The sequence below is a fragment of the Celeribacter sp. genome (assembly GCF_048259695.1).
Classification (GTDB): Bacteria; Pseudomonadota; Alphaproteobacteria; order Rhodobacterales; family Rhodobacteraceae; genus Celeribacter.
This window is the reverse complement of record NZ_JBLXHL010000005.1, coordinates 202,192-214,713: the sequence shown is the minus strand read 5'-3', so window position 1 is coordinate 214,713 and position 12,522 is coordinate 202,192. Positions and strand designations below refer to the sequence as shown.

Annotated in this window: 12 protein-coding genes and 1 tRNA gene; 5 read left to right on the top strand and 8 right to left on the bottom strand. The window is 58.9% G+C overall.

Features of this window, described 5'->3' with window-relative positions:
- Nucleotides 1-51 precede the first annotated feature (51 nt).
- Together pseI and ACN0Q0_RS11265 are read left to right on the top strand one after the other, a co-directional pair.
- Nucleotides 52-1,110: a pseudaminic acid synthase gene (gene pseI, locus ACN0Q0_RS11270; RefSeq protein WP_417243492.1), complete on the top strand. Its 1,059-nt coding sequence runs from the start codon at nt 52-54 to the stop codon at nt 1,108-1,110.
- A gap of 243 nt (nt 1,111-1,353) precedes the next feature.
- Nucleotides 1,354-2,271 (top strand): MYG1 family protein, encoded by a 918-nt coding sequence (locus tag ACN0Q0_RS11265; RefSeq protein WP_417243491.1) that lies wholly within the window; start codon nt 1,354-1,356, stop codon nt 2,269-2,271.
- Nucleotides 2,272-2,325: 54 nt separating this feature from the next.
- Here the strand turns inward: ACN0Q0_RS11265 and ACN0Q0_RS11260 are convergent, their stop codons facing one another.
- Both ACN0Q0_RS11260 and ACN0Q0_RS11255 read right to left on the bottom strand, forming a co-directional pair.
- The gene (locus ACN0Q0_RS11260; protein WP_417243490.1) at nt 2,326-2,550 is read right to left on the bottom strand and encodes a hexameric tyrosine-coordinated heme protein; all 225 of its coding nucleotides are present in this window, start codon (nt 2,548-2,550) and stop codon (nt 2,326-2,328) included.
- A 90-nt stretch (nt 2,551-2,640) separates the two neighbouring features.
- Entirely contained in the window at nt 2,641-2,796 is a 156-nt protein-coding gene (locus tag ACN0Q0_RS11255) for a hypothetical protein (protein ID WP_417243489.1), read from the bottom strand.
- An 83-nt stretch (nt 2,797-2,879) separates the two neighbouring features.
- Between ACN0Q0_RS11255 and ACN0Q0_RS11250 the strand changes: the two genes are divergently transcribed.
- Nucleotides 2,880-3,305 carry an RrF2 family transcriptional regulator gene (locus tag ACN0Q0_RS11250; RefSeq protein ID WP_417243488.1) on the top strand — a complete coding sequence of 142 codons (426 nt, stop codon included), beginning with the start codon at nt 2,880-2,882 and terminating at the stop codon, nt 3,303-3,305.
- Between the two features lie 21 nt (nt 3,306-3,326).
- On the opposite strand, the gene ACN0Q0_RS11245 is transcribed toward ACN0Q0_RS11250, so the two are convergent.
- On the bottom strand, nt 3,327-4,898 hold the full coding sequence (locus ACN0Q0_RS11245) for a DHA2 family efflux MFS transporter permease subunit (RefSeq protein WP_417243487.1): 1,572 nt from the start codon (nt 4,896-4,898) through the stop codon (nt 3,327-3,329).
- A gap of 5 nt (nt 4,899-4,903) precedes the next feature.
- Entirely contained in the window at nt 4,904-6,070 is a 1,167-nt protein-coding gene (locus ACN0Q0_RS11240; RefSeq protein ID WP_417243486.1) for an HlyD family secretion protein, read from the bottom strand.
- 126 nt (nt 6,071-6,196) lie between these two features.
- Here ACN0Q0_RS11240 and ACN0Q0_RS11235 point away from each other — a divergent pair, with 126 nt between their 5' ends.
- Nucleotides 6,197-6,865: a TetR/AcrR family transcriptional regulator gene (locus ACN0Q0_RS11235; RefSeq protein WP_417243485.1), complete on the top strand. Its 669-nt coding sequence runs from the start codon at nt 6,197-6,199 to the stop codon at nt 6,863-6,865.
- Between the two features lie 213 nt (nt 6,866-7,078).
- Nucleotides 7,079-7,864 carry a ThuA domain-containing protein gene (locus tag ACN0Q0_RS11230; RefSeq protein WP_417243484.1) on the top strand — a complete coding sequence of 262 codons (786 nt, stop codon included), beginning with the start codon at nt 7,079-7,081 and terminating at the stop codon, nt 7,862-7,864.
- A gap of 216 nt (nt 7,865-8,080) precedes the next feature.
- Here the strand turns inward: ACN0Q0_RS11230 and ACN0Q0_RS11225 are convergent.
- The 4 genes from ACN0Q0_RS11225 to ACN0Q0_RS11210 form a co-directional block, all read right to left on the bottom strand.
- Nucleotides 8,081-8,155: transfer RNA gene (locus tag ACN0Q0_RS11225), tRNA-Gln, on the bottom strand.
- A 351-nt stretch (nt 8,156-8,506) separates the two neighbouring features.
- Nucleotides 8,507-10,348: a capsule biosynthesis protein gene (locus ACN0Q0_RS11220; protein ID WP_417243483.1), complete on the bottom strand. Its 1,842-nt coding sequence runs from the start codon at nt 10,346-10,348 to the stop codon at nt 8,507-8,509.
- Nucleotides 10,332-10,985 (bottom strand): ABC transporter ATP-binding protein, encoded by a 654-nt coding sequence (locus ACN0Q0_RS11215; RefSeq protein WP_062220099.1) that lies wholly within the window; start codon nt 10,983-10,985, stop codon nt 10,332-10,334. Before ACN0Q0_RS11215 ends, ACN0Q0_RS11220 begins: the two co-directional genes overlap by 17 nt.
- Nucleotides 10,986-11,188: 203 nt before the next feature.
- Nucleotides 11,189-12,469, bottom strand: a complete 1,281-nt coding sequence (locus ACN0Q0_RS11210) for a Na+/H+ antiporter NhaA (RefSeq protein ID WP_417243482.1) — start codon at nt 12,467-12,469, stop codon at nt 11,189-11,191.
- Nucleotides 12,470-12,522 lie beyond the last annotated feature (53 nt).

Sequence of the window (12,522 nt, the reverse complement as noted above, 5' to 3'; positions counted from 1 at the left end):
GCCTTGAATTTCAAGTCGCTATACGCCACCTGTTTCTGATAGGAGACCGCCATGACAGTATACCCAGAACTCACCATCGCCGGACGTCGTATCGGTCCGGACCACCCGCCATATGTTATCTCCGAACTGTCGGCGAACCATAATGGCAACCTTGATGCTGCGCTTCGGCTTATTGATGCGGCGGCGGCATCGGGCGCGGATGCGGTCAAGATCCAGACCTATACGGCAGATACGATTACGCTCAATTCCACACGCCCCGAATTCCAGATTACTTCCGGAAAATGGGCCGGACAGAGCCTTTATGATCTGTACCAATCGGCCCACACGCCGTGGGACTGGCATGCGGCGATGTTCGATCATGCGCGCAAGCGGGGGATCACCATGTTCTCCTCACCGTTCGATCCGACCGCGGTCGATCTGTTGGAAGACCTGAATGCCCCCGCCTACAAAATCGCCAGTTTCGAGGCGGTCGACCTGCCGTTGATCCGCTACGTCGCCGCCACGGGAAAGCCGATGATCATCTCGACGGGCATGGCCGATGCCGAGGAAATAGCCGAAGCGATCGAGGCGGCCCGCGCGGGGGGCTGCAAACAGCTTGCGATCCTGCATTGCGTTTCGGGCTATCCGGCCCCTGCGGGGGATTACAACCTGCGCACCATTCCTGACATGATGTCCCGTTTCGGCCTTGTGACGGGGCTTTCGGATCACACACTCGACAACACCACGGCCATTGCCGCCGTGGCACTTGGGGCCTCTGTGATTGAAAAACACATGACCGAGGATCGCAATGGCGGCGGACCGGATGACAGTTTCTCGCTCGAACCCACCGAGTTCGCACAGCTTTGCAACGGGGCTCGCACCGCGTGGGATGCCTTGGGGCGGGTGGATTACGGGCGAAAGTCCAGTGAAACAGACAATGTGACCTTTCGCCGGTCGCTCTATTTCGTGCGCGATTTGAACGCGGGTGACACGGTGTCGGCCGGGGATTTCCGGTCGGTGAGGCCGGGATTCGGCGCGGCACCAAAGCTGACCGACCAAATCATCGGGATGCGCGTGCGCGAGGCGGTGAAAGCCGAAACGCCGGTCCTGATGGACAATCTGACCGCCTGAGCCGTGCCCGCACTGCGCTGCCTGACACCAACTTGCTCCGGCCATCTATCTGTTGTAGGTCCCGAGCAAGTTGGCACCATGAGGCGCACGGTCTGACCGTATCGTTTGTTCCTGATGACGTCTCTGGTTGGCCTCTCGGCGACACATCCATCTGGCTGTTTTCCTGTGTGAGCATGGCCTGTCATTTCTACAAGGGCGGCCCAATCGGCCGCCTCCTCTTTTGTTCGCTTGGAGCGCTCCAGTATGACCATCACCCATCTCGTCACTCATTCCGGCGGCTTTCATGCGGATGAGGTGCTGTCCTCCGTTATCCTTACGCGCCTGTTCCCTCAGGCGGAGTTGCGGCGCTGTCGCGACCGTCAATGGATCACGCCCGCAGCGGATAAGATCATCTATGACGTGGGCGGCGATTATAATGCCGAGGCACAGATTTTCGACCACCACCAACGCCCCAACCCGCTGCGCGAGGACGGTCAACCGTTCAGTTCGTTCGGCCTGATCTGGGCGCATTACGGGCGCGATTATCTGGTGGCGATGCAGGTCCCTGCGGAGGATGTCGAGGTGATCCATGCGGCATTCGACGCCAAATTTGTCCTGCCGATCGACCTGTTGGACAATGGCGCAATGGAGCCCTCTGTTGCGGGGCCGCTGTCGATCCTCACCTTGCCCGCTCTTTTGGGAAGTCTGAAGCCGGTGTTTGACGACACATCCCCCACCGCAGAGGACGACGCGTTCGTGACCGCCGTGGGCGTTGCACGTGGGTTTGTCGAGGCTCTGGTGCGCAATCTCGCGGCGAAATCCCGTGCGCAGGGCATCGTCATGGAGGCCATCGCCACGGCGGGAACCTCCCCGATCCTTGAGTTGCCCATGGGCATGCCTTTCCGCTCCGCCCTTGATAAGGCCGGGGCCGATCACATCCTTTTTGTGGTCACGCCGCGTGGTGAGGACTGGACCTTGGGGGGGATCAAAATTTCCAACGACACGTTCGATCAACGCGCCGATTTGCCTGCCGCATGGGCGGGATTGACGGATGCCGACCTTGAGGCGGCAAGTGGTGTAAAGGGCGCGAAATTCTGTCACAACGCCCGCTTTATCGCCGTGGCCAATTCGCGCGATGCGATCATGGAAATGGCGCAAGTCGCCGTCAAAGAGCTCGGCTGAGGGCGCGGCACGCCCCGCCGCGCAACGTGGTGTGGCCGGTCGTGCCGGACCTCGTTAGCGCCAGTACCCGTTGGCGGCGGCAACGGTGGCGAAATGCGTTGCCACGACCTGACTTGTCGCGATCAGGGCATCGGAATTGTTCGCGTAATCGGCCCGCAATTTTTCGCGAACCCCTGCATCCTGTTGGGTCATTTTGATCGCAACGCGCGATAATTTGACGGCCAGTTCATAACCCTCTTCGGGTGTTTTCGTGATCAGTGTCGCAAGCCAGGTTGTCATCGGGGCGTCCTTTTATATGGGCGATATTCTATGGGGCAGGGGCGCAAGTGAAACGGGGTGATCGGTTCGCGGCGCGGTAACGGAGCGGCGTCAGACGACGAAAATCCATACAAAAATCAGGCTCGCCACGAGATAGACAAGCGTGTTGACCATCCAGCGGATCAGTGCGGCTTCGCCTTGCGGGTCCACGCCCAACTTTTCGCAAACCTTGGTTCCGGGCCAGAGAAATGCTTCGGCTAATGACATTGGATTTACCCCTACAAAGGAAATGTGTGTGTCTTTCATTATCTGCATTTTAAATGCGCATTGTAAATGCTAAATATAGAGCCATGCAGTTGGACAAATTCACCGATTACGCCCTGCGCGTTTTGATGACCTTGGCGGTTCGTGCCCCTGACCGGGTTGCGGCGTCCGAAATTGCGACTCGTTTCGGCGTGTCGGAAGCCCACCTGTCCAAGGTTGCAACCAAACTGGCCCATACGGGGTTCGCGCTCTCGGAACGCGGTCGCGGGGGCGGGCTCACCCTTGCGCGTCCTGCCGATCAAATTCGTATCGGTGAGGTGGTGCGCGCGATGAAGCGGAGCGATCCGGTGGTTGAATGTTTAGGCACGGGATCGTGTTTGATCCTGCCCGCCTGCGGTCTGCGCCTGCCTTTGGCGCAGGCCCAAGAGGCATTCTTTGCCTCGTTGGACCAGTATACCCTCGCTGATGTGACCCGGTCGCGCCATGCCCTTTCCGAGCTGCTGAATGGCTGACGGATCCCGGGGTGCCGTGGCTTAGTGACCGCTCGTGCCCGCGGACTTTTGCGCGGGCTGCATGAGTAAGGCCCCGAGGGCAAGCCCGCCAAAGATCACCGTGATAATGACAAAAATGTCGATAAATGACATCACCGTTGCCTGACCATGCAGCCGTGCGGACATCTGGACCAAGGCTCCTGTTTCGCCGTCCAGTCCGCGTGCGGTGAGGGCGGATTCCATCGCGCCAAGTTGCTCGACCGCGACCGAGTTGGTCCAGGACACCGCATCGGTAAGCCGTTGATAATGCAACGCGCTACGGTCGGTCAAAAGCGTGTTGATCACCGCAAGCCCAACGGCGCCGCCGAGGTTGCGCGTCAGATTGTAAAGACCCGATGCGCCTTTCATCTTATCGGCGGGCAGGGTGCCGAGCGCGAGGTTGTTGATCGGAACCATACAGACCATCAACGACAATCCACGCAGGATTTGCGGCACCAGAAGTTCGGAAAAATCCCATTCGGCGGTCATGGCGGTGAGCATCCATGTCGAGATTGCAAAGCCCACAAATCCCGTCATGAGCATAATGCGAAGGTCGATTTTCGAGGACAGTATTCCGGCGAGAGGCGCCCCGGCGAACATGGCGAGGCCCGAGATAAACACTGTCTCGCCAATCATCAAACTGTCGTATCCGCGCACTGAGCCGAGGTAGAGCGGGTAGAGGTACGTCAGGCCATATAGGCCAACCCCCATGACAAAGGAAAAGATCGAGCCAACGGCAAAGTTGATGTCGCCAAAGGCCGACAGGTCAACGATGGGTTCCTCGCGCGTAAAGGCCCGCCAAAAGGTCGCGATGGCCCCCACGGCCATCACGATGGTGAGGATGGCGACCATGTGGTCCGCGAACCAGTCATTCGACGGCCCTTCTTCCAATACAAATTCCAACCCGCCCAAAAATGCGGCGAGCGCCAACAGGCCCCACCAGTCAAAACGGTTGAACAGTGACCAGTTCGGGCGGTCAAAGTCGATGAGGCTCCACGCGCCGATTGTGACCGCAATCCCCGGTAGGACGTTGACGAGAAACAGCCAGTGCCATGACATTGTATGGCTGAGGTAACCGCCGATGGTCGGGCCAACGGTCGGGGCGAGCGTTGCGATGAGGCCGATCACAGGCGAGACGATATTGCGTTTCGAGGGCGGGAAAATGGTAAAGGCGGCTGTGAACACGGACGGGATCATGCCGCCGCCCAAAAAGCCCTGTAGGGCGCGCCACAGAATCATTTCGTTGATCGATCCGGACGTGGCGCACATGAACGAGGCTGCGGTGAATCCGCCGGCGGACAGTGTGAACAAAATCCGCGTGGACATCATGCGTGCGAGGAACCCCGAAAGCGGGATCATGATCACTTCGGCGATCAGATAGGAGGTCTGTACCCAACTGATCTCGTCGGGGGAGGCCCCGAGCCCCGCCTGGATATCGGGTAGGGATGCGGACACGATCTGGATGTCCAGAATCGCCATGAACATGCCGAAAACCATGACCATAAAGCCGAGGATGCGGCGTGGTGTGAGCTCTGACGCGGCATCGAGTGGCGCGGCTGTGGCGGTGCTCGCCATGATGTTTACTCGCCCGCGTTTGCGCTTGGCGCTGGTGTTGTGCGAATATCAATCGCGATTTCGGTGGACAGGCCGGCCCGTAGTTTTCCGGTCGCGAGGGCTGTTTGAGGAATGGTGATGCGCACGGGAACGCGCTGTACGATCTTGGTAAAGTTGCCAGTGGCGTTGTCGGCGGGCAGCAGGGAAAAAATGGCACCTGTTGCGGGAGAAACGGAGGCGACATGCCCTTCGAATGTCTGGTCGGGTAGGGCATCGAATGTCATCTCGACCATCGCACCGGCGCCAAGGCGCGACATCTGTGTTTCTTTCATATTCGCCTCGACGTAGAAGCTTCCGTCAGGAATTAACGCCGCCAGACGCGCCCCCGGTGTCACAAGGTCGCCGGGTTCCAAGGTCATATTGGCGACAATTCCATCCGCGGGGGCGGTTAAAACCGTGAGCGATAAATCACGGCGGGCCTGATCGACGGCGATTTTTAGTTCCTGTCGCTGCCCCTCGGCCTCGGCATATTGTGCACGCAAAACCGCGACCTGTGCCTGTGCGCTTGCGATGCCGGCTTCGGCACTGGCCAGACCTGCGCGGGCAATATCAAGGGCCTCGGTCGCCGTGTCGAGTTGGGCCTGACTTGCCACCCGTTCGGTGGCCAGTTGGGTCGCGCGGTCGGCTTTGGTTCGTGCCGTGCGCAACTGTGCCTGCGCGGTATCCCGCTCGGCCTGCTTCTGGATTACGGTGGAGCTCGCCGCATCGATTTGTGCGGTGATCCGCGTCAGCGCGGCACCGGCCGTCTGATACCGGCTTTCGGCCAAAGCCAGACCATTGCGAAGATCCCCGTCGTCCAGTTGTGCAATCACATCGCCGGCCTGCACGTGATCGTTCGATGCGACCGAGACTTTGGCGACATAGCCCTGAATGCGGCTGCTGATCAGGGTGATGTCCGACTTGATATAGGCGTCATCCGTTGTTTCGATGAACCGGCCCGTGGTCCAGTATGCGACACCTTCCCATCCGCCAAAGCCGATCGCCGCAAGGGCAACCACCGCCAGAATCACCGGTTTGCGCCCGCGTTTGCGCGGTGCGGGGGGCGCATCATGGTTGGCTGTGGGACTTTGATCCGTTGTGAGGCTCGGGTCCACCGTTGGAGTGTCCATTGCCTTGAGGTGTTGTTTCGCCATGTTTCGGGTCCTCGAATTAGATCGAACCAATCGGTTCGATCTGCACCTAGCGCTGAACGAAGCCAAAATCAAGACTTCATCGAACCGATCGGTTCGGCTACAAGTGAGGTCAGGAGGATCACACGGATGACCAACCAAACGCCTCAGCCAGAAGAGACTGTCGAACGTACGGTGCGCCACGCGGCGGGGGCCGACCCGCAAAAGCGCCAACAAATCATGGCGGGGGCCAAACGCGTCTTTATGGAGTGCGGTTTTGATGCGGCCAGTGTGAATGACATCTGTCACGGCGCGGGGATCTCCAAGAGCACGCTCTATGTCTATTTCGAAAACAAGGAAGAGTTGTTCGAGGCAATCATCGAAAACGAACGCGACCGCTTGTTCGAAGGGGTCGCGGACGTGTTGGCAAGCGAGAGCGCTCCGGCGGATGTCCTGCATCAGTTCGGGGTCACGATTGCCTCGATCATCTGTTCGGACAGCGTTGTGAGGGCGCAACGCATTATCATCGGCATTGCCGAACGGATGCCCGCCCTCGGCGCACGGTTCTATTCGGGTGGCGCAATGCGCGCCCAAACCGCGCTCACCGGTTTTCTCGACCGTAAGGTGGCGATGGGGGAGTTGGCGATTGCGGATACGTCACTTGCGGCGGCGCAATTCATCGAATTATCGACGGTGGCGCTTTGGAAACCGCGCCTCTTTGGCAAAGCGGCGGCGCCACCCTCCCCCGAACAGATCGATGCGAGTGTGACCAGTGCGGTGGCCCTGTTTGTTTGTGCCTACGCGCCGAAATCCGCCTGAAGGCGTTTGAATTGCCCCCTGTGTGGCACCCGCAGGGGCGAGCGGCCCCCTTGACGATTGGTGGTGCGGCTGCGCAAATCACTATGCGTCCGGATGTGACAGGACAGATGGGAGAGCGGGCCAAACGCATACATCGCTCTGTCATGCGTCCCTTGCACAGGCATATGTCTTTGACGCTGTTGGCACAGGTCTACGGTAAAAGGAGATCAAAGGATGACAATTCGCGCATTGGTTTGGGGCGAGAACGTTCACGAGCAAAAGAATAAGGTGGTGGCAGACCTTTATCCCGACGGGATACACGGTTGTATTGCCGATGCGCTGAACGCAGCGGACGGGATTTCTGCCACAACGGCGACCTTGCAAGATGATGAGCACGGCCTGACCGAGAAACGGCTGTCGGCGACGGATGTGTTGTTGTGGTGGGGACATGCCGCGCATGGTGACGTGTCCGATCAGGTGGTGGACCGCGTTGCACGGCATGTCTTGGGGGGCATGGGGTTGATCGTCCTGCATTCGGGCCATTTCTCAAAGATATTCAAGGCCCTCATGGGAACGCCGTGCAACCTCACATGGCGCGAGGCGGGGGAGCGGGAACGCCTTTGGCTTGCTGCGCGCAATCACCCGATTGCCGCCGGATTGCCCGACCACTTCGAGCTTGAGAACGAAGAGATGTATGGCGAGCCCTTTGGCATCCCCGAGCCGCTTGAAACGGTTTTCATCAGTTGGTTCCAGGGCGGCGAAGTCTTTCGCTCGGGCGTGACTTACAAACGCGGTGCGGGCAACGTGTTTTATTTCCGTCCCGGTCACGAAACATACCCGACCTACTACGATGCCAACGTGCGCAGGGTTCTGTGCAATGCGGTGCGTTGGGCGCATAATCCTGCGGCGCGGATCGTTGACGTTTATGATGCGCCAAATGTTCCTGTGGAAAATGCGCTTGAGCCGATTGTGGCACGCGGGCCAAAGCTGCATGAGGATGGTGGGGACGGCTTTCGCTGACGGGGGCGCCCCGAGCTGTGTCGCGTCTCATAACGTGGGCCGCTGATCCGGATGTAGATTGGATGCCCCAAGCGTGTCATTCCGGCATTCCTCCGGATTCGAAGGTCCGGCGTTCTATGGCGCAGACGGGGCGTGATTCACCTACGAGATGCAGTTGGGAATCAATGCTCGAACCGTGCATTGCGGGTCAATTAAACCAATGAATTAGAGGCAGGTTGGCTGGGATGGTAGGATTCGAACCTACGGTACACTGTACCAAAAACAGTTGCCTTACCACTTGGCTACATCCCAACGTGGATGCGTAGTTAGTCCGACCGCGCGTTCTGTGCAACCCTTGAAATGGTAAAAAACGATCCTGATAGAAAAGAATTTTAGCAGACAGGCAGGTGGAGCGTGAATCCGCGCTTGCCGCGTGGTGTTTTTACCTGTTTTTAACCGAAATGACCGGCCTTCATGGCGCCATCGCCGGCCGTATGGTGTGTGGCAAACCATGTTGTGGTGTTTGACGGGGCCTACGTTCGGGGCGGCGGTGTACGCGGGCCTTTGCGACGGCGCTTTTGTCATGCCCAACCAACCGGCACAGGCCCCGCCGTTGGGCGTGGGCCTGCTGATCGCGTGTTGTCGCAATCTGCGAGGAGGGGCTTAGGCCGAAACCTGTTCGCGCAGCACGGCGGCTGTCAGGGAGGCCAATAGGTAGATCCCCGAGAACACCAAAAGCGCGAGAAGCGTGTTCTCGAACTTGCGTGGGTAGGAGGGATCTTCGGGCGCAACAGGGCTCACCCCAGTGGACAGGTAGCTGATCTGGCGGTTCACCTCGGTGCGCGCACTCTCAAGGTTCATCAAGGCCTGCTGGACCATCGCCTGACGGGTCTGAAGCTCCACCTCGGACATGCGCAGTTGCGCGGTGATGCGGGCAAGGGATCCTGCGGGGCGTTGCGCCTCGGTCATGTCATTGCGCAGATCGCTGATCAGGGCCTCAAGCCGACCGATATCGCCCTGCACACCTTCGACGCGGGCTTGGTTCGGGCGGCTGTTATCGAGGAGCTGTTGCAGCTGCAGCCGCTTTTGCTGCAATTGCGTTTCAAACCCGTTGATCTGGCCCATCAGGGCGGATGTTTCGGCATCGGGGGAAATGATGCCCATCTGCTCTTGCAGTTCGACCACGTCCTCCTGGGCCTTGCTCATCTTGGCCTCGGCCTCATCAAGGCTCTCGCGTGCGCCGGCCATCTGGTCGTCACGAATGCGCTGTGTGAGTTGGTCCATGCGTTCTTCGGCATAGGTAATCAGGGCCTCGGAAAACTGTTTGGAAACCTGCGGGTCGGCGGCGACCACTTCCATTTTCAGGATGCCCTCGGTCGGATCGTAGCCGATTTTGACGCGGTCCTGGTAGACTTTATAGGCTTCCTCGTTTGACGGGTTTTCGGGGAGGCGCTGTAGCGGATCGATGGTTTCGGAGGCAAAGTGGCCCTTGAACCCGACATCGGCATCCAGACGCAACATCGCGTCTTTGGACATCAAATAGTCTTGTACGGTCACGGCCTCTTGCGAGGTGCCAAGGGGCGATCCCGACAACAATGACCCGATTCCCGATCCCGAGGCGGGGGATTGCGCCTGTTTGATCACCATGGAGGTGTCGGTCGCATACATCGGGGTTGCGATATTGTAAAAATAGTAGCCTGCAAACATCGTGGGCAGGACTACAAAGGCGGCCAGACGCGCCACCAACAGCAACATCTTGCGCCGGCGGCGTTTGGCGATGTCGCGCTGAATGGTTGAAATATCGTCCTCACGCGAAATGCGTTCCAACACGGCGGCGGAGGGCAGTGGCGGTTGATCTACGGTCTTTGGAAGCTGCGGATCGCGTCGTGCCGGTAGGCCCGCACCGCCGTCAGTCGTGGCATTCGTCTCGACGAGATCAAGAACCGTCCCCTTTTGGAACGGATCAATCCCCTGCTTGCGCAAAAGGCGGATAGCGTCGAAATCGGAGGTGGGCGCAAGCCCGTGTTTGCTTGCCACGCGGCGGGCCATGCGCAATTGGCGCCCTGTCAGTCCCTCGCGGCGGATCGCGTCGATTTCGGCGTCGACAGTCATTTCATCGGCGGGCGTCACATCGCCGGTCCTGGCCGTTGCATCCTTGCCCAACTCCGAGGCGACACCGCCATGCGGGCGCGCGGTGCGGCGTGTCGTTCGAGGTTTCTCGGCGGCGGCTGATCCGGGGAACGGCCCGTCGCCGAACCCGTCATCGGTCGCCCCGTTGTCGAACAGGGCATCGCCCTGTAGGGGCGCCGTATTGGCCGCTTCCGGCGCGGCATTGGCGGGCGTGTTGGCGGCGTGCAATTGGCGCACGCGGTCTTGTACGGCCTCCGAATCTTCGGACACCTGTGCGGCGGCAGCCTGATGGCCCGCTTGGGCGGCGGCGCTTTGTGCGGCGGTGCGCGGCCCGCGCCGTACGCGGTATTTCTGGACTTTAGGCTTCGTAGTCATAGAGAGATTTCGCCTCTTCCAGAGTGTCAAAGAAATGCAACTTGCCTTTGCGTAACACCGCCGCAGAGCGGCAGAATTTTTCGAGCGTTGCTGTTTGGTGGGATACCACAATCAGCGTCGACTTTTCCAGTCGCTCGCGCAGGATGCTACCCGCCTTGCGGTTAAACTCCACATCGGTGGTCGATGGCATTCCCTCGTCAATCAGGTAAATGTCGAAATCGAGCGCCAAAAGCAGCGAAAAGGACAGGCGCGACCGCATTCCCGACGAATAGGTCGCCACAGGCATGTCGAAATATTCCTCCAACCCGCAGAGCCACCGGCAAAAGGCTTCGACATAATCGGGGTCGAGATCGTAGAGTTGCGCAATAAAGCGGACGTTTTCGCGGGCTGTATGTTTGCCGATTAACCCGCCCATGAATCCGAGCGGAAAAGACACGCGACATCCCCGACGAATTTCGCCCTCATCGGGTTTTTCCAGACCGGACATCATGTTGATGATGGTGGTTTTGCCTGTGCCGTTCGGCGCGAGAATGCCAAGCGAGTTGCCCAATTCCACACGAAAGGACGCACGGTCAAGGATCACCTTGCGTTGTGTGCCTGTCCAGAAGGACTTGCTGACATTGTCGAACTCGAGCATCGAATGCGGCCTCGAAACTGTTTAAGCCAAAGCACTTGGTGGCTTTGTATTACGATACGGTTATACGGCACCAATTGGGCGACATTATGTCCCTCAATTCGAAATAGTTCCATTATATTACAGTTACTATGATCAAAACGGGGACAATCCGATGATTGCCCCCGTTCAATTTTCCGAGATGCACGCAAGATGTGCGTCCGGGCTTAGCCGTTTTGTTTTTCAACGCGGCATAGTTTCCCCGCCACGATGGAAATCGCCGCGGCACCGAACGAGAACAAGGCCCCCATTTTCGCAGCCGCCTGAACAGGTGTGTCGCCCAACATCGCATCCGCGTCAAAGGCGACCGAGGCAATGAACAGCGATACGGTGAACCCGATGGCCGCGACACAGCCGATCACCAACAGGTCAATGGTGCGCATTCCTTCGGGCAGGCCCAGTTTCAGAACATGCGCGGCAAAGGCCCCCATGATCAAAATACCAAGCGGCTTGCCTATAATGAGCCCTGCCAGAACCAACCAGGTCGGATCGCCAATCGCGTTGAACTCGACACCCGCGTTGAGCAAACCGAAGAAGAACAAGATGACCTCGACAGGCAATTTCAACTTGTGCTCGATATCGTTGAGCAAATCCGAAAGGTGTTGTTCGGCGGAGGCAAAAATACCAAAGGCGCGATCCGCATGGGGGATCGTGGGAACGATAGGCAAAAGACCCAAGGCAGGGTGGATGCCCGCACGCATAAAGCCGTACCAAGAGATACAAGCGGCAATCAGGTAGGGCCAGAACCCGAGCTTTTGACGCACCCAGGTGGAGTTCGGCCGCACTTCATTGCCGACATCGAGTTTGCGTGGCAACCAGTTGGCCAGAGCGAATACGGCCACAGCGGCCGCGACAGAGAGCAGGAGCCATTCGATGGCCAATGCGCCGGTTGGATAGGCAACGGCAAGGATGACAAGGCCCGCGGCATCATCGGCAATCGCCAAAAGAAGCAAGAAGCGAATGGCGGGGTGGCCCGCGCCGAACACGATGCGACCAACGAGGTAGGCAAACGCGATGTCGGTGGCGACGGGAACGGCCCAACCATCTTTCACGGCGGAGTAGGTCTCGGAGCCCAGAATGGCGGCGAGACCGAGGTAGACAAGGATCGGGCCGAACATGCCGCCGGCGGTGGCGACGAGCGGGGTGGCGGCCTTCTTGCCACGCAGCGAGCCGTTCTTGAGAATGACCGCTTCCCAGACCTCCTTGGCCGCGATGGCAAAAAACAGCGCCATCAGCAGATCGTTCACGAGGTAATGCAGCGTCAGGGTGCGTGACACATGTCCGTGCCCGTCATCGTGGGCATGACCGATAAAGAAATCTTCCGCGAGGGGGAATTCCACGAAGGCATGGTAGGAATGCGGGTCAATATTGGCCCAGATCAGCGCAATAACCGCGCCAAAAATCAGCAGCAGCGAATAGTTGGTTACAAAATTCCAGACCTTATACATGTCTTAGCTCCACCCCATTTAGACAAGTTTGCATTGGGAATACTGGATGGGGC

Coding starts and splice junctions, on each gene's coding strand:
- pseI (WP_417243492.1), top strand. CDS start 52: ATGACAGTATACCCAGAACTCACCATCGCCGGACGTCGTATCGGTCCG.
- ACN0Q0_RS11265 (WP_417243491.1), top strand. CDS start 1,354: ATGACCATCACCCATCTCGTCACTCATTCCGGCGGCTTTCATGCGGAT.
- ACN0Q0_RS11260 (WP_417243490.1), bottom strand. CDS start 2,550: ATGACAACCTGGCTTGCGACACTGATCACGAAAACACCCGAAGAGGGT.
- ACN0Q0_RS11255 (WP_417243489.1), bottom strand. CDS start 2,796: ATGTCATTAGCCGAAGCATTTCTCTGGCCCGGAACCAAGGTTTGCGAA.
- ACN0Q0_RS11250 (WP_417243488.1), top strand. CDS start 2,880: ATGCAGTTGGACAAATTCACCGATTACGCCCTGCGCGTTTTGATGACC.
- ACN0Q0_RS11245 (WP_417243487.1), bottom strand. CDS start 4,898: ATGGCGAGCACCGCCACAGCCGCGCCACTCGATGCCGCGTCAGAGCTC.
- ACN0Q0_RS11240 (WP_417243486.1), bottom strand. CDS start 6,070: ATGGCGAAACAACACCTCAAGGCAATGGACACTCCAACGGTGGACCCG.
- ACN0Q0_RS11235 (WP_417243485.1), top strand. CDS start 6,197: ATGACCAACCAAACGCCTCAGCCAGAAGAGACTGTCGAACGTACGGTG.
- ACN0Q0_RS11230 (WP_417243484.1), top strand. CDS start 7,079: ATGACAATTCGCGCATTGGTTTGGGGCGAGAACGTTCACGAGCAAAAG.
- ACN0Q0_RS11220 (WP_417243483.1), bottom strand. CDS start 10,348: ATGACTACGAAGCCTAAAGTCCAGAAATACCGCGTACGGCGCGGGCCG.
- ACN0Q0_RS11215 (WP_062220099.1), bottom strand. CDS start 10,985: ATGCTCGAGTTCGACAATGTCAGCAAGTCCTTCTGGACAGGCACACAA.
- ACN0Q0_RS11210 (WP_417243482.1), bottom strand. CDS start 12,469: ATGTATAAGGTCTGGAATTTTGTAACCAACTATTCGCTGCTGCTGATT.